A 14,859-nucleotide genomic window follows, 5' to 3' on the forward strand; every position below is an offset into this window, starting at 1 on the left:
GAACTGCTTGTACTCCAGTGCTTTCCCGCAGGATACGCGCAGACATCGAAGCGGGCTTTGGAAATGTCGATACCAACAACGGTAAGTTCCTGTATCATGGCCTTGCTCCCAGTCTTGTGGTGCGGGCGAAAGCCCGATCAACCGTTCGGGGTTAAAGGGAGCAGGCAGGGCCTTGCTTGATGTCGGCTCTTTCAAACCGGTGCGGAAATACGGCCTCCTGCCTGCATTGACCGGGATGCGCATCCCGGTCAATGCAACAAGTAAACCACATTTCGTCCACACAAGTGCGGGGTGACGGAATACGAGAGGCGTAAACCTACTCGCCCGCCGCCTTCATCTCGGGCTCTTCATCGGCAATAAACCCGCCGGACTGGCGTAGCCACAGGTCGGCATAGATACCGCCCTCTTCCACCAGCTCAGTGTGTGTCCCGGCTTCAACGATCTTGCCCATATCGAGAACGATCAGGCGATCCATCTCGGTCAATGTCGAAAGACGGTGGGCGATTGCGATGACGGTTTTGCCTTCCATCAGCGCAAACAGGTTTTCCTGAATGGCGGCTTCAACCTCTGAGTCCAGCGCCGACGTTGCCTCATCGAGAATGAGGATTGGTGCGTTTTTCAGGAATACGCGGGCAATCGAAATGCGTTGGCGCTGGCCGCCGGACAGCTTCACGCCACGCTCGCCGACCTGCGCATCCAACCCCTTGCGGCCATGCATGTCGACCAGCGTTTCGATGAAGTCCCACGCATTGGCACGCTTTGCCGCCGCGATGATCTCATCATCGGTCGCGCCCGGATGGCCATAGGCGATGTTATCGCGGATGGTACGATGGAGTAGCGACGTATCCTGTGTCACCACGCCGATCAGCGAGCGCAGACTATCCTGCGACACGGTGGAAATATCCTGACCGTCGATGAGGATTTTGCCCGATTCCAGATCGTAGAACCGCAACAGCAGGTTCATCAGCGTCGTCTTGCCCGCACCGGAACGGCCGACGAGGCCGACCTTCTCGCCGGGTTCGATATCCAATGACAGTCCCTCGATCACGCCCTTGTTCTTCCCATAGTGGAAGCGGATGTCGTTGAAGTGGATTTCGCCCTTGGGTGCCGAGAGCGCCGGTGCGTCAACCTCATCCACGATGTCATGCGGTTTGGTCATCATGCTCATGCCATCATAGACCGTGCCGATGTTTTCAAACAGCGAGGTGACTTCCCACATGATCCACTGCGACATGCCGTTGACACGCATGGACAGGCCGATGGCGACGGCAAGCGCGCCAACCGTGACGGAACCCGTCAGCCAGAAATAAAGGCCAAGCGATGTCGTGGAGAACATGACCAGCGCATTGTTGATATCGATGGCGATGTTGAAGGCGGAAATCTTGCGCATCTGCCGGTGAACGGTGTTCAGAAACACATTCATGCCTTCCCGTGCATAGACCTCTTCACGGCCCGCGTGGGAAAACAGCTTGATGGTGGCGATGTTGGTGTAACTGTCTACGATACGACCTGTCATCAACGAGCGCGCATCCGCCTGCTCGCTGGCAAGGCGACCGAGTTTTGGCACGAAGTAGGTCAATATGGCGATGTAGATGGACAGCCAGACCACCAGCGGAATCACCAGCCGCCAATCCGCAGCCGCAACCATGAACAGCATCGAGAAAACGAAGCTGATGGCATAGACGAACACGTCGATGATTTTCAGCGCCACTTCACGAATGGACAGCGCCGTCTGCATCACCTTCGTCGAAACGCGGCCTGCAAACTCGTTGGCGAAAAACGTCATGGAATGGCGCAGCAAAAACCGGTGCATATGCCAGCGGGCAATCATGCCGAAGTTTCCAGCCAGCGTCTGGTGCATCGTCATGGTGTGAATGGACCCCATCAAAGGCAGGGCCACCAGCACGATGGCCGCCATGACGACGAGATGCCAGCCTTCATCCTGAAGAAAGGTCTCGCGGTTTGCAGATGACAGCCAATCCACGATATTGCCAAGGAACTGATAGAGCATCACTTCGGCAACCGCGATACCCATCGACATCAGGCCCAGCAGCAGCAACCAGGGCGCCGCCGGTTTGACGTAATGCCACATGAACGGCAAAAGCTTCGCTGGCGGCACGACAGGCGTGGATGCGGGAAATGGGTCGAGACGTTTTTCAAACCAGCCGAACATGGCCAAGCTCCGGACATAATGATCCCGAAACAGCAGCACGGGGACAAAAAAAGCCCACGGCCATCACGGGAATAACATGGATATGGCCGCAACAGCCACATGACGAATTAAAATGGAAAAGCGGATGGACCGCCAAAAACACCTAAGCCTGCAGGGCCGCTACAATGGCCGGGAGGCGATATAGAAATAGCTTATTCATCTGAACCTCCGTGGCTGGTGTTGAAGATGCGCCCTTGTAGCTCAAAAAATAAGCATTGACCAGCACCAAACCACCGTAACTATCGCAAAACGCTCCGTAACACGCGAGTGTGTCGACGGGACAACAGCCCTCGGTTTGTAACGCGTTGCTTGTTTCAATATTGCTCGCCGTGATAAAGCCCGACGATGCCGACCAGAGAGACATGACCATGCCCGATATCAGGATCGCCCTTTATCAACCAGACATTCCCGGCAACACCGGCACAATCCTGCGGCTGGCGGCATGCCTGGGCATCGGTGTCGATATCATCGAACCTGCCGGGTTCGATATTTCCGACCGCAATCTGAAGCGTGCCGGCATGGACTACCTCACCACGGCATCGCTGACACGCCACGTCAATTGGGAGCGTTTCGAAGAATGGCGCGCCTCAACGGGCCGCAGGCTTCTTCTCGCCTCCACCAAGGCAGCCCTGCCCTATGTCGATGTGACGTACCGGTCTGACGACATTCTACTGTTCGGCCGCGAGAGCGCTGGCGTGCCGGATCATGTGCACGAAAAAGCCGATGAACGGCTAATCATTCCCATGATGGAGGGGCAGCGCTCTATCAATGTCGCCATGTCGGCGGCGATGATATCAGGAGAGGCTTTGCGCCAGACGGCATGGCGATAAACGCCATCGTCTTCACGATTTAAAATGTCGCAAACAACTCTGTACGACGGGGTATTTCAGGCTTATATTGATTAGCCAACTAAAGATTCTCACCTCCGAGCCTTTCCGCGAGCATGTCGTCCGAAAGCGAAAGGTTTCGGGCAAGGAACGGCGTTCAAACTCAGACATACTGACGGACGGAGGGCGACCAGCATGCAATCCACCATCACCATCGTTAATCTCTTGGGCGCTGTCGCGCTGCTGCTTTTCGGCCTCGCTCAAGTCAAGGATGGCGTTACCCGCGCTTTCGGCGTCAAGCTCCGCATCGTCCTGGCAACCGGCACAAAAAGCGGTCCACGGTCTTTTCTATCGGGCTTTCTCGCCACCATCGCCTTGCAAAGCTCCACAGCCACCGCCCTGACCGTTGCTTCCTTCGCAGAGCGTGATCTCATCCGCCCGCGCATGGCGCAAATCGTTCTGCTGGGTGCCAATATCGGCACCGCCGTGACCGCATGGATTTTCGCAACCGGCGTCGCGTGGTTGTCGCCGCTGCTGATCATCACCGGCATTGTTGTTCGCAAGGGAGCCTCCACGGCCCGTCAAGGCGGCGGCACGGCACTGGTGGGTGTGGGCCTGATGCTGCTTTCCCTGCATCTGCTCAGCAATGCGACAGAACCGATGCGCGATTCACCGGCTCTGGGCGCGTTCATAGGCCTGCTGGATGATGCATGGCCCGTCGCTCTGTTGCTTTCGGCAGCGCTCGCATTCGTCTCTTCCTCCAGCCTTGCGGTGGTGGTTCTCATATTGTCGCTGGCCTCCGCCGACATTCTGTCCACCGGGCTGATCATCGTTCTCATTCTTGGCGCAAATCTGGGCGGCGCGATCCCGCCTGTCATCGCAACCCTGTCAGGCCCCGCATCGTCCCGCCGCATCACGATCGGCAATCTTCTCGTGCGCGCAGCGGGCTGTGCGATTGCCCTGCCTCTGGCAGGTTATGGTGCCATGTTGCTCCAGCAGCTTCCGCTTGCCAAAGCCATGCTGCCCGTGGATGCGCATCTGATCTTCAACCTGGCGCTTGCGGCAATCGCGTGGCCGTTCTCCGGGGTCGTGTCGAACATGATGGCCAAGATGGTTCCGGACGATCCGGGCACCGACGAAAGCCCGCGTTTTCTCGACGCGTCCGCACTGGATACGCCGGTTGTGGCGCTTGCCAACGCCACGCGTGAAGTTCTCGTCGTCGGAGACACGATCGAGCGCATGCTGATCAGGGCCGAAAACGCCTTCAAGCACAACGATCTTACCCCGCTTGCCGAAATTATCGTGCTGGAACAGAAGGTCGACAGGCTGCAGCAGGACGTGAAGATTTATCTCTCCCAACTTGGCCGCAAAGGGCTACAAGAGGACGATGCGCGCCGGTCGATCACCATCATAGATTATGCAATCAACCTCGAGCATATCGGCGATATCATCGAAAAAGGTCTCTGCGAACAAATCCGCAAGAAGATCGTCAATGGCTTCAAGTTTTCCGATGAAGGATATGACGAACTGAAAACTCTGTTCGACATGACCATCGAAAACCTGCGTGCTGCGCAGAGCATTTTCGTAACCGGTGATTTCGATCTCGCCCGCCATCTGATGGAGATCAAGGACGATATCAGGCGGCTGGAAAAGCGGTCATCCGGTCGTCATCTGGAACGCCTGCGCGACGGATTGACGCAGAGCCTGCAAACCAGTTCGCTGCATCTGGATATGCTGCGCGACCTCAAACGCATCAACGCCCATATCGTCTCCGTTGCACATCCCATTCTGGATGAAGGTGGAGTGCTTGGCGACAGCCGGCTGCGGGCAGCAGATAGTAGGAGTTGAGTGATACAGCACCCATTGAGATGCTGGCTCAAGTCATGTTCAAAAATACCCTGCCTCGCTCTGGTGGCGGAGTGCCAACACGACGACCAACTCTCCATCCTGTCTGTAGAGAGCGACATAGCCACTCTCACCGAACGGAATCAACAGTTCCCGAAACTCTGATGCCATCTTATCGGCCGGCCGTCCGATAGCTGGGTGGGCCTCGATAATTCGCATTTGGTCACGGACCGCTTTTACGGCGCGCGATGCCGCATCTGGGTTCTTTCGCGCGAGAAAACGGTAGCAACGCTGAACGGCCGCCAAGGCCTCCGGCGTCCAGATCAGTTGTGGCATTCAGGCGGTTCCACGTCCTGACCGGTTTCAAGCTGGGCTAGCCAGTCATCCGCCTCACCCTGTTTCAGATGAAGGCCATTTTCCTGATAGGCGGACCATGCAACCAAGGCCTCTTGCCGAAACGTCTCACGCTTTTCTTCCCGCTCGACATATTGAGCGATGGCCTCCCGCATCAGATAGTGGGTGGAACGATGCTGTGTCTCGGCCAGCTTGCGCATCCGGGCGTGGACATCCGGGTCGAGCTTCACCGCAACGGGATGTGGTCCGGGCATGAAAAATCCTCGGGTATACAAAGGTAATACCCAGTATTGGGCCATCAAGCCTTTGTGTCAACATCGCCATCTTCCGCAATTCAGTTTTGTGTCTGTGCCGCAGGGCTGTTAAACCGGAAGAAACGCAGCGATTCGACCGGAAGGACATCGGATATGGAACGGCCAGATTTGCCGAAGGGCTTGCCCGACGACATCGAAGATAAGAAGGCGCTGGCCAAAGCCTGGTTCGAGAGCCTTCGCGACACGATCATTGCCTCCTTTGAAACCATCGAGGACGAATTACAGGGTCCGCTGGCCGATCAGGAGCCGGGTCGTTTCGTGCGCAAGGAATGGCAGCGCGACAAAGGTGAAGGCGGTGGTGGCATCATGTCGATGATGGAGGGCCGGGTTTTCGAGAAGGTCGGCGTCCATACATCCACCGTGCATGGCGAGTTTTCGCCGGAGTTTCGCGGCCAGATACCGGGCGCGGAAGAAGACCCGCGTTTCTGGGCCTCCGGCATTTCCCTGATAGCCCACCCGGTCAATCCCAACGTTCCCGCCGTGCATATGAACACACGCATGGTCGTTACCTCCAGCCATTGGTTTGGCGGCGGTGCGGATTTGACGCCGGTTCTCAACCGACGTCGCACACAGGAAGACACAGACACGCAAATCTTCCACCGCGTCTTCGAAATCACCTGCAATCGCCATGCGGTGGCCGATTACCCACGCTATAAGCAGTGGTGCGACGAGTATTTCTTTCTAAAGCACCGCAACGAAGCGCGCGGCATCGGCGGCATCTTTTTCGACTGGCTGCACCCGGATGAGGAAAAGGGCGGCTGGGACGCCAATTTTGCCTTCGTGCAGGATGTCGGCCGCGCATTCAATCTGGCCTACCCCAAAATCGTGCGCGGCAATTTCAACCAGCCATGGACGGAAGAGGACCGCGATGAGCAGTTGATTCGCCGTGGTCGCTACGTCGAATTCAATCTGCTCTACGATCGCGGCACGATTTTTGGCCTCAAGACCGGCGGCAATGTCGATTCCATTCTGTCATCACTTCCGCCAGTGGTTCGCTGGCCCTGACGCTCACGAAAAGTTTGGCTTTTTATGACTGTGTGAGCCCTCATTTTGGAAAATTAGCTCTTATTAAAAAACAAAGCCGGTGATAGGCTCCAAGCCGTTGATGGAGTGGAGGAGCTATCGTCATGACGACACTGAACAGCATGCCTATTTCCACGATTGGTCGAGACCAGTCGCGGGCCATACCAACATCCGAACTGATCGATCGGCTGGCAGCGGAAATGCGCGCCACCGGAGATCGCGAATTGCCGCATTCCTTTTACGTGGAGCAGGTCAAGCGCAAGCTTGCCAACGAAGCTGCTGCGAACGATGACAAGGTCGAAACGAGCCGTGTACCGGCAGCGGCGACATCATCGGTCTTCCATTGCTGGGCACACCCCGAATAAGGGTCACCCGGAACATAAGTCCTTATTTCCCGTTTATTGGTTATCAAGGCAGAGCTTCAAAAATGGGGCTCTGCTTTGAAATTTCATAATGGGAGGCCAATATGAGACTGTTCGAATGTGGAACCCTGGTGCCGGGTTGCGAGTGGCACACACGCGCTGATGAGGATGCCGAAGTCGTGCGCCGAACCGTGGACCATATGCGCCAGGCGCATGGTGAAACCGCAATTCGTGAAAACATGGTCGAAAACATCAAGCGACGTATTCACGACGAAAACAAACTTCAGGCCTGATTTTCCAACAGAGCCTCAAGCCGGGCGGCCAGCGCTGCCCGGTCCAATGAGAAGTTGAACTCGATCCACTTTTCCTCAAGTGCGCCCAGAATCTCTCCGACCCGTGGCCCAGGCGCTACCCCGGCTGCAACAATATCAGCACCCGTCAGAGGGAAATTCGGTTTTTCGAATTTCTCTGCGCGCGACAGGATGGCGGAAAGCCGTGCGATCTTCTGCATAGCCGCCTCGCCTGCCGAGACATCGGCACGCGCCGCCGCCAAGGCCAGTTTCAACCGCATGATCACACCTTCTACGCCCTGCCGGTAGAGAAGACGATCAAATGCCGCGTCTGCGATAGCGGGATCGATTGTCGGAGCCGACGCCCACTGCACAAGGCGCTTAGCTTCCGCTTTCGACATACGCAGCCGTGACGTCATCGCATTTATCCGCTCTACATCCGATGGCACAATGGCGGCAAGCCTCATCAGCGCGTCCGGTTTCCAGCCAAGCGCCTGCTCGGCTGCGACCAGCCCGTGAATGGCATCGATGCCCCATTTTTCCGTCTCCGGCAGGACCTGTGTCAGAACACCAGATTGGCGCATCCACAAAAGCGCGCGCGATGGATCGTCTGCCGCCAGCAGCTTCTTCATCTCGCTCCACACGCGCTCGGCAGACAGCGTTGAAATCTTGTCCTTGGCGCGCGCACTTGCCCGCAGACCGTCCGCATCCGGACGTCCGGAGCCGTAATGCGCGAAGAAACGGAAGAACCGCAAAATGCGCAGATAATCCTCGGCAATGCGCCGGTCAGCGTCGCCGATGAAGCGGACATTGCGCTTCTCGATATCCGCCAAGCCACCAATCAGGTCGATCACCTCGCCAGAGGCATCGGCATAAAGCGCGTTGATGGTCAGGTCGCGTCGCTCTGCGTCTTCCGTCCAATCAGTGCCGAAGGCCACTTGCGCATGGCGACCGTCGGTCTCCACGTCACGGCGCAGGGTGGTGACTTCGAAACCCTCGCCATCCAGCACCAATGTCACCGTGCCGTGTTCGATACCGGTTGGCACGGCCTTGATGCCTGCTTCCTTGGCGCGCTCCACCACGTCCTGCGGCGGCAACGTCGTAGCAATGTCGATATCGCCCACGGGCATGCCCATCAACGCATTGCGCACGGCACCGCCTACGATACGCGCTTCACCGCCATCGGCATTCAAAAGCGCCAATATCCGCTGGAGATTTGGTTTGGAAAACCAGTCCTGATCGGCAATGTTGCTCATGAATAGAACCTCTCGTAAATGCTGCGCATAATGCCCGCCGTAATGCCCCAAATGTAGCGCTCGCCATAGGGCATTTCGTAGAAAAACCGCTCCCTCCCCTGAAAGATGCGGCTGCCGCGCTTGTGATTGGTCGGGTTCATCAGAAACGACAAAGGTACCTCGAAGACCTCATCGACCTCGGTCGGGTTGAGCGTGAGATCGAAGCCCGGCTTGACCACTGACAGCACCGGCTTGATGCGGAAACCGGTGCCGGAAATATAATCCGGCAATCGCCCTACCGTTTCGACATAGGAACGGGATAGACCGATTTCCTCTTCCGTTTCGCGAAGTGCTGCATCTTCCGGCGAGCGATCTTCCTTATCGATCCCGCCGCCGGGAAAGGAAATCTGGCCGGAATGTTTTCGAAGCGTCGAAGTACGCTGGGTGAATATCACTCGAGCCTCATCGCCGTAATCCACCACCGGCACCAGCACGGCGGCGTCTTTCAGGCGGATGCCATCACCTGTCAGTCGAACACCGGGGTTGAGAATATGATCGCCATGATCGACTTCTTCCCGCTCGGCCACGCCCTCGCCATCCGAAAGCACGCGACGCCGGAAATCGGTGGCTGAGAAAAATGAGAGATCATCCATGGCAGGCAGAACCACCAAAGCGTCCCTCATTCCTGTGCTTGTCACAGGAATCTAGCCAGCCCAGTCCTGGGCTGAAGGACTCTTCACTCTGCGCAGACGCGCAGCAACTGGATTCCTGTGACAAGCACAGGAATGAGGAGCATTGAAGGGTCTGCAAGGCGGATAATATCATTTCGACAGTTCACTTAATTCAGCTGCTGGAATGATGGCAAACACCTGCCCGCCAGACCGGACGGAAAACATCTCTTTCCCATCGATTTCAATCACTTCGCCCAGTTCCACCAGATCATACATGACCGCACGCGACACCAGAGCCTCAAGCCGTCCGCGCACCAGAAGATAGGGCTTCAACTCCTTGTTTTCGCCGCTGATCTCAAAACGCAGCGGATGTTCGGCACCAACTTCCACCACATCACCGACGTTCGTGCGGAACGTCAGAAGCGGCACGCCGTCTTTTTCACCCACATTCATCTCCACGGCGATGAACGGCGCATCCACGACGCGGATGCCGACTTTTTCCACAGGTGTTACGAGGTAGGTCTTGCCGTCCTCATCTTTGCGCAAAACGGTGGAAAACAGCCTCACCAGCGGGGCGCGACCTATAGGCGTGCCCATGTAGAACCATGTGCCATCGGCGCGGATTTCCATGTCCAGATCGCCGCAAAAGGGCGGATTCCAGCGCTCGACAGGGGCAGGTCCTCGGCTTTTATCGCCCGTCTGTTCGGCTGCATGGGAAATCATCGCGGCAAGCCCTGCTGCGTCTTTCGCCGAATTTATCGTTTCAACCGCCATATTCGAGCCCTGCTTTGTCACCTATTGAAGTCCCTGACATAGGTAACGAGATAGTCATTCGAAGGATGCTTGTCAGCGGGCTGGATGACAATAAGCTATAGGCAGCGCCAAATGCGTCCTGTATGCGATTGTTGACCGGTCACGAGATGATAGCAGCGGCTTAGTTTGAGGAGAGCGATATGGGCATTATGAATACCAGCGAAACCCTCGACGAAAAGGCGATTATTGCCGCCGCCGAAAAGGCGCTGTCGGATATCGCCGCCATCCGGGCGGAAGTGTCCAAGGTCATCTTCGGTCAGGAAAAGGTGGTGCAGAACACGCTTCTCGCCATTCTCTCCGGCGGTCATGCGCTGCTGATCGGCGTTCCAGGCCTTGCCAAGACAAAGCTTGTGACCACGCTCGGCACCGTTCTCGGGCTCGATGCCAACCGCATTCAGTTCACGCCGGACCTCATGCCATCGGATATTCTCGGCTCTGAAGTCATGGATCAGGATGAAAGCGGTCGCCGCTCTTTCCGCTTCATCAAGGGACCGATCTTCGGCCAGCTGCTGATGGCGGATGAAATCAACCGTGCCAGCCCGCGCACCCAGTCCGCCCTTTTGCAGGCCATGCAGGAATATCACATTACGGTCGCTGGCCAGCGTTTCGACCTGCCGAAGCCCTTCCATGTTCTCGCCACCCAGAACCCGCTGGAGCAGGAAGGCACCTATCCGCTACCGGAAGCCCAGCTCGACCGCTTCCTGCTTCAGGTCGATGTCGATTATCCCGACCTTGCCGCAGAACGTCAAATCCTGCTCGACACGACAGGCACAGCGTCAGGTGAAGCACGCCGCATGATCGAAGGCGATCGCCTCGTTGAAATCCAGACGCTCATTCGTCAGATGCCAGTCAGCGACAAGGTGGTGGATGCCATCCTGGCGCTGGTGCGCTCCGCCCGCCCCGGCCACGGCAACAAACTAACGGACAAGAACGTTGCATGGGGACCAGGCCCACGTGCCGGCCAGTCGCTGATGCTGACAGCACGCGCCCGTGCGCTTTACGAAGGCCGTCTCGCACCATCGCTGGATGATATCTACGCGCTGGCAGAGCCTGTTCTGGAACACCGCATGGCGCTAACATTTGCAGCCCGCGCGGAAGGCATGTCGGTTCGCGACGTTATTGCAGGCCTCGTGGAGCAGGCCAAGAACTGACCATTCAGGGTCGGATTTTAAGGAGTGCATGTGGCATCCATCGGCCAGATCGTAGAGCAAACGCCCGGCAGTGACGTGCTTGCCCGTGCCCGCCAGCGTGCCGCACTCGTGCCGGATTGCATGGTCGAGGCGAAGCGCATTGCCAATACCGTCACCGCAGGCTGGCATGGGCGCCGCAAACGCGGCATCGGCGAAAATTTCTGGCAGTTCCGGCCCTATGCGGACGGCGAAAGCCTGTCGCGCATCGACTGGCGACGCTCTGCGCGCGATGACCATACCTATGTCCGTGACCGGGAATGGGAAGCCGCTCACACCATCTGGCTTTGGGCGGATCTCTCGCCATCGATGATGTTCAAATCCACGCTCGGTTCCGTCTCCAAGGAAAGCCGTGCGCTGGTGCTGATGCTGGCGCTGGCGGAAATTCTGGCTCGCTCCGGCGAGCGTATCGGCTGCCCCGGCATCATGGAGCCAGTCTCCGCCCGCAACGCCGCCGAGCGCCTGGCGACTGCCATCATGCACGCGCCCGCCACCACCGGCCTGCCGGATACATCGATGATCCGTGGTTCCAGCGATATCGTCCTGATCGGTGATTTCCTCGATGACGCCACCACCATCATGGAACGCATCTCACCTCTTGCCCGCCGCGGCCTGCGCGGCCATGTGGTTGAAATTGCCGACCCCGCCGAAGAGGTCTTTCCCTATAGCGGTCGCACCGAGTTTTCCGACCCCGAAACCGGCGCAAAGCTGACCTCCGGCCGCGCCGAAACCATTCGCGACGATTACACCCGCGCCTATCTGGCACGGCGGGATGCCATGTCCTCGTCGCTTCGTCGTATGGGCTGGAACTTCGTCTTCCACCGCACCGACCATCTGGCATCCGAAGCGCTTGTCACCATGCACATGTATCTCTCCGGCGCACCGGTGGCCGGCAAGAACGGAGGCCGGACATGAGCGCCCTGCCCTTCGTTTTCACCAGCCCCTTTATTCTATTCGGCCTGCTGGCGCTGCCCGCCATCTGGTGGCTGCTGCGGCTGACACCGCCGCGCCCGAAGGCGGAGGTATTTCCGCCACTGCGCATTCTCGCAACGGTGTTGAAGCGCGAGGAAACACCGTCGAAAAGCCCGTGGTGGCTGACGCTGTTGCGCATGCTTCTTGCAGCTGCCGTCATCTTCGCGCTGGCCGATCCGGTCATCAACCCGCGCAACAACACGCTTGCCGGTAGTGGCCCGCTGGTTCTGATCGTGGACAATGGCTGGGCGGCAGCGCCGGATTGGGACCGTCGCGTGCGCACGGTCGAAGCCCTGATCGGAGACGCAGAGCGGGCAGAACGCCCTGTTTCAATAACCTTCACCGCAGACCGCGACCATGATGCCGAACCCGGCACGACGGCTGCCGCGCTGGAAAAGCTGGCCGCCGCCAAGCCACAGCCTCTGGTGCCGGACCGCGTCCGCGCCGCGGAAGCCGTGAGTGAAGCCATGAACGGCGCAGCCCCCGGCACTTTGGCCTATATCACCGATGGCGTGGCGACCCCCAGCGATCAGACCGCACTGAGCAGTCTGGCCAATATGAAAGCCTCGGAATTTCGCATGGTTGAAGGCGATGGACAGGCGATAACCGCCATAACAGGTGCTGAAAACGGTGCGGAAACCATGACCGTTTCGCTGTCCCGCCTCGAAGCCAGCGGCCCCGCCAACCTCACGATCAATGCGCAGGACAGCCAGGGGCGCATTCTCGCCAGCGATAATGCCACCTTCGTCCCTGGTGCGGCAGAAACCACCGCCGTGCTGAGTGCGCCCTTCGAGCTACGCAATGATTTCGCCCGCCTGTCCATCGACCGGCTGTCCACCGCAGGCTCGACGCATCTGCTGGATGATGGTTTCCGTCGTCGCCGCGTGGCGCTGTTGGCTGGCGAAACCGGCAATGATTTCCAGCCCTTGCTCCAGCCGCTGTTCTATATCAGCCGCGCGCTTCAGCCCTATGTCGATCTTGTGCCGCAACGGCAGGCGGACCTTGCCGTCGCCATTCCCGAATTGCTGCAATCCAATCCATCCGTCATCGTCATGGCCGATATCGGTCGCCTGCCGCAGGAAACCTATGCGCCCATCGAGCGCTGGCTATCGCGCGGTGGCACGCTCATCCGTTTCGCGGGCCCGCGCCTTGCCGCCGCCCCAGCTGATGACCCGCTGGTGCCGGTGACCCTGCGTCAGGGCGAGCGCGCGCTGGGCGGTGCCCTGTCATGGGCCGAGCCACAGCCACTGGCGGATTTCCCGAATTTCGGCCCCTTTGCCGGCATGCCCAAGGCAGATGGCATTCACATCAAGCGTCAGGTTCTGGCCGAACCGACACCTGATTTGGCTGAGCGCACATGGGCAAGCCTTGCGGATGGTACGCCGCTGGTCACCACCCGCAATGTCGATGCGGGCCGCATCGTGCTTTTCCATGTCAGCGCGGAAGCCAGCTGGTCGGATCTGCCGATCTCGGGCCATTTCGTGGAAATGCTGCGCCGCATCGTCCAACTCTCGCAGGTTGGCGGCTCATCCGCCTCTGCCAATGCGCCTGCCGCAGCCTTGCCACCTTACCGCCTGCTGACCGCAACAGGTTCGCTATCGCCAGAAATCGGCACCGCCCGTCCGCTGGAGGCAAAGCCGGGTCAGTCGCCCCGCGCGAGCTTCGATAACCCGCCCGGCCTCTACGGCACGGAATCCGGTTTCGTCGCTCTCAACCTTCTGCCGCCCGGCGCGACGCTGCGTCCGCTGGACACTGCGCTTGCGGGAACCGCCACCACCCGGGAGGGCCTTGTCGGTGAAGCCGCGAAATCGCTTCGCCCTGCCCTCTTCATTGCGGCCCTCCTGATGCTCTTTGCCGATACGCTCATCGTTCTTTTCATGAATGGCGTTTTCTCGCGTATGCCTCGCGGCCGTTCATCTGCTGCTGCGGTCATATTGACCTTTGCGGCAGGCCTTACGGTCTTCTCGCCGAATACAGCACGCGCCGACGACCCGAAACCGGGTGACGAAGCCATTTTCGAGCGGCTGGACACCACCCATCTGGCCTATGTCCGCACCGGCGAAGACGATGTGGACCGCATCTCGGAGCAAGGTTTGCAGGGTCTGACCGAATTCATGACATGGCGCACAACGCTGGAGCCGGGCCAGCCGGTGGGACTTGATATCTCAAAGGATGAGCTATCCTTCTATCCAATCATCTACTGGCCGATTTCGGCAACTGCACCCATGCCGTCCACCGCTGCCATCTCCCGCATCGACGCCTATATGCGCGCGGGCGGAACGGTGCTGTTCGATACGCGTGACCAGTTCTCTTCGGTCGAAAACCTGGGCGGCAACAGCGCCAACGGTCAGCGTCTTCAGGAAATTCTCGCCAATGTCGATATTCCGCCGCTGGAACCCGTGCCGAAGGACCATGTCCTGACACGGTCTTTTTATCTGCTGAACAATTTTCCGGGCCGCTATGCGGGCAGCCCGCTCTGGGTGGAATCCCGGCAAGATGCGGCCAAGACCACCTCCGGTATCTCGTCGTCTGGCGATGGTGTCTCGCCCATCATCATCACCGGCAATGATTTTGCTGGCGCATGGGCCATCGATGCCAATGGCGCACCCGTGCTGCCCACCGTACCGCCGGATGAGGTGCAACGCGAACACGCCTTCCGCACCGGCGTGAACATCATGATGTATATGCTGACTGGCAACTACAAGGCCGATCAGGTGCATGTGCCCGATATCCTCCAGCGGTTGGGGCAATAAC

At 58.6% G+C, this 14,859-nt stretch carries 14 protein-coding genes; 8 read left to right on the top strand and 6 right to left on the bottom strand.

Annotated elements, in window-relative coordinates; translation table 11 throughout:
- Window positions 1-316: 316 nt before the first annotated feature.
- Entirely contained in the window at window positions 317-2,173 is a 1,857-nt protein-coding gene (locus tag DSM25558_RS19980; protein ID WP_077106447.1) for an ABC transporter ATP-binding protein, read from the bottom strand.
- 407 nt (window positions 2,174-2,580) lie between these two features.
- On the opposite strand from DSM25558_RS19980, the gene DSM25558_RS19990 reads away from it, so the two are divergent.
- Together DSM25558_RS19990 and DSM25558_RS19995 are read left to right on the top strand one after the other, a co-directional pair.
- A complete protein-coding gene (locus DSM25558_RS19990) occupies window positions 2,581-3,042 on the top strand; it encodes a tRNA (cytidine(34)-2'-O)-methyltransferase (protein ID WP_077106511.1) in 462 nt (153 codons plus the stop codon).
- A gap of 192 nt (window positions 3,043-3,234) precedes the next feature.
- A complete protein-coding gene (locus DSM25558_RS19995) occupies window positions 3,235-4,887 on the top strand; it encodes a Na/Pi cotransporter family protein (RefSeq protein WP_077106449.1) in 1,653 nt (550 codons plus the stop codon).
- Window positions 4,888-4,926: 39 nt separating this feature from the next.
- Here DSM25558_RS19995 and DSM25558_RS20000 read toward each other — a convergent pair whose 3' ends face one another.
- Together DSM25558_RS20000 and DSM25558_RS20005 are read right to left on the bottom strand one after the other, a co-directional pair.
- Complete coding sequence (locus DSM25558_RS20000) at window positions 4,927-5,220, bottom strand: type II toxin-antitoxin system RelE/ParE family toxin (protein WP_077106450.1); 294 nt, start codon at window positions 5,218-5,220, stop codon at window positions 4,927-4,929.
- Window positions 5,208-5,492 carry a CopG family ribbon-helix-helix protein gene (locus tag DSM25558_RS20005; RefSeq protein WP_077106451.1) on the bottom strand — a complete coding sequence of 95 codons (285 nt, stop codon included), beginning with the start codon at window positions 5,490-5,492 and terminating at the stop codon, window positions 5,208-5,210. The genes DSM25558_RS20000 and DSM25558_RS20005 overlap by 13 nt, the downstream gene beginning before the upstream one ends.
- Before the next feature lie 153 nt (window positions 5,493-5,645).
- On the opposite strand from DSM25558_RS20005, the gene hemF reads away from it, so the two are divergent.
- The 3 genes from hemF to DSM25558_RS20020 all read left to right on the top strand — a co-directional run bounded on the left by hemF (window position 5,646) and on the right by DSM25558_RS20020 (window position 7,230).
- Complete coding sequence (gene hemF, locus DSM25558_RS20010) at window positions 5,646-6,557, top strand: oxygen-dependent coproporphyrinogen oxidase (RefSeq protein WP_077106452.1); 912 nt, start codon at window positions 5,646-5,648, stop codon at window positions 6,555-6,557.
- 122 nt (window positions 6,558-6,679) lie between these two features.
- Entirely contained in the window at window positions 6,680-6,940 is a 261-nt protein-coding gene (locus tag DSM25558_RS20015; protein ID WP_077106453.1) for a hypothetical protein, read from the top strand.
- A gap of 101 nt (window positions 6,941-7,041) precedes the next feature.
- Window positions 7,042-7,230: a DUF1059 domain-containing protein gene (locus tag DSM25558_RS20020; RefSeq protein WP_077106454.1), complete on the top strand. Its 189-nt coding sequence runs from the start codon at window positions 7,042-7,044 to the stop codon at window positions 7,228-7,230.
- Here DSM25558_RS20020 and DSM25558_RS20025 read toward each other — a convergent pair.
- From DSM25558_RS20025 to DSM25558_RS20035, 3 genes are all read right to left on the bottom strand, one after another.
- Window positions 7,221-8,483 carry a CCA tRNA nucleotidyltransferase gene (locus tag DSM25558_RS20025; RefSeq protein ID WP_077106455.1) on the bottom strand — a complete coding sequence of 421 codons (1,263 nt, stop codon included), beginning with the start codon at window positions 8,481-8,483 and terminating at the stop codon, window positions 7,221-7,223. The two genes, DSM25558_RS20020 and DSM25558_RS20025, sit on opposite strands and share 10 nt — an antisense overlap.
- On the bottom strand, window positions 8,480-9,115 hold the full coding sequence (locus tag DSM25558_RS20030; RefSeq protein ID WP_077106512.1) for an NUDIX hydrolase: 636 nt from the start codon (window positions 9,113-9,115) through the stop codon (window positions 8,480-8,482). The genes DSM25558_RS20025 and DSM25558_RS20030 overlap by 4 nt, the downstream gene beginning before the upstream one ends.
- Before the next feature lie 168 nt (window positions 9,116-9,283).
- The gene (locus tag DSM25558_RS20035) at window positions 9,284-9,907 is read right to left on the bottom strand and encodes a DUF1285 domain-containing protein (RefSeq protein ID WP_077106456.1); all 624 of its coding nucleotides are present in this window, start codon (window positions 9,905-9,907) and stop codon (window positions 9,284-9,286) included.
- 179 nt (window positions 9,908-10,086) lie between these two features.
- Here DSM25558_RS20035 and DSM25558_RS20040 point away from each other — a divergent pair, with 179 nt between their 5' ends.
- The 3 genes from DSM25558_RS20040 to DSM25558_RS20050 are packed head-to-tail and all read left to right on the top strand — an operon-like array spanning window position 10,087 to window position 14,858.
- Window positions 10,087-11,097 (top strand): AAA family ATPase, encoded by a 1,011-nt coding sequence (locus tag DSM25558_RS20040; RefSeq protein WP_077106457.1) that lies wholly within the window; start codon window positions 10,087-10,089, stop codon window positions 11,095-11,097.
- A 30-nt stretch (window positions 11,098-11,127) separates the two neighbouring features.
- Window positions 11,128-12,048: a DUF58 domain-containing protein gene (locus DSM25558_RS20045; RefSeq protein WP_077106458.1), complete on the top strand. Its 921-nt coding sequence runs from the start codon at window positions 11,128-11,130 to the stop codon at window positions 12,046-12,048.
- The gene (locus DSM25558_RS20050; RefSeq protein WP_077106459.1) at window positions 12,045-14,858 is read left to right on the top strand and encodes a DUF4159 domain-containing protein; all 2,814 of its coding nucleotides are present in this window, start codon (window positions 12,045-12,047) and stop codon (window positions 14,856-14,858) included. The genes DSM25558_RS20045 and DSM25558_RS20050 overlap by 4 nt, the downstream gene beginning before the upstream one ends.
- The last annotated feature ends 1 nt before the right edge of the window (window position 14,859 follow it).

This window comes from Agrobacterium sp. DSM 25558 (genome assembly GCF_900100825.1).
Taxonomy (GTDB): Bacteria; Pseudomonadota; Alphaproteobacteria; order Rhizobiales; family Rhizobiaceae; genus Agrobacterium.

Bases quoted from the DNA above. Each gene is read 5' to 3' on its own strand.
- DSM25558_RS20015 (WP_077106453.1), top strand. From the start codon at position 6,680: ATGACGACACTGAACAGCATGCCTATTTCCACGATTGGTCGAGACCAG.
- DSM25558_RS20000 (WP_077106450.1), bottom strand. From the start codon at position 5,220: ATGCCACAACTGATCTGGACGCCGGAGGCCTTGGCGGCCGTTCAGCGT.
- DSM25558_RS19990 (WP_077106511.1), top strand. From the start codon at position 2,581: ATGCCCGATATCAGGATCGCCCTTTATCAACCAGACATTCCCGGCAAC.
- hemF (WP_077106452.1), top strand. From the start codon at position 5,646: ATGGAACGGCCAGATTTGCCGAAGGGCTTGCCCGACGACATCGAAGAT.
- DSM25558_RS19995 (WP_077106449.1), top strand. From the start codon at position 3,235: ATGCAATCCACCATCACCATCGTTAATCTCTTGGGCGCTGTCGCGCTG.
- DSM25558_RS19980 (WP_077106447.1), bottom strand. From the start codon at position 2,173: ATGTTCGGCTGGTTTGAAAAACGTCTCGACCCATTTCCCGCATCCACG.
- DSM25558_RS20030 (WP_077106512.1), bottom strand. From the start codon at position 9,115: ATGGATGATCTCTCATTTTTCTCAGCCACCGATTTCCGGCGTCGCGTG.
- DSM25558_RS20005 (WP_077106451.1), bottom strand. From the start codon at position 5,492: ATGCCCGGACCACATCCCGTTGCGGTGAAGCTCGACCCGGATGTCCAC.
- DSM25558_RS20040 (WP_077106457.1), top strand. From the start codon at position 10,087: ATGGGCATTATGAATACCAGCGAAACCCTCGACGAAAAGGCGATTATT.
- DSM25558_RS20025 (WP_077106455.1), bottom strand. From the start codon at position 8,483: ATGAGCAACATTGCCGATCAGGACTGGTTTTCCAAACCAAATCTCCAG.
- DSM25558_RS20035 (WP_077106456.1), bottom strand. From the start codon at position 9,907: ATGGCGGTTGAAACGATAAATTCGGCGAAAGACGCAGCAGGGCTTGCC.
- DSM25558_RS20050 (WP_077106459.1), top strand. From the start codon at position 12,045: ATGAGCGCCCTGCCCTTCGTTTTCACCAGCCCCTTTATTCTATTCGGC.
- DSM25558_RS20020 (WP_077106454.1), top strand. From the start codon at position 7,042: ATGAGACTGTTCGAATGTGGAACCCTGGTGCCGGGTTGCGAGTGGCAC.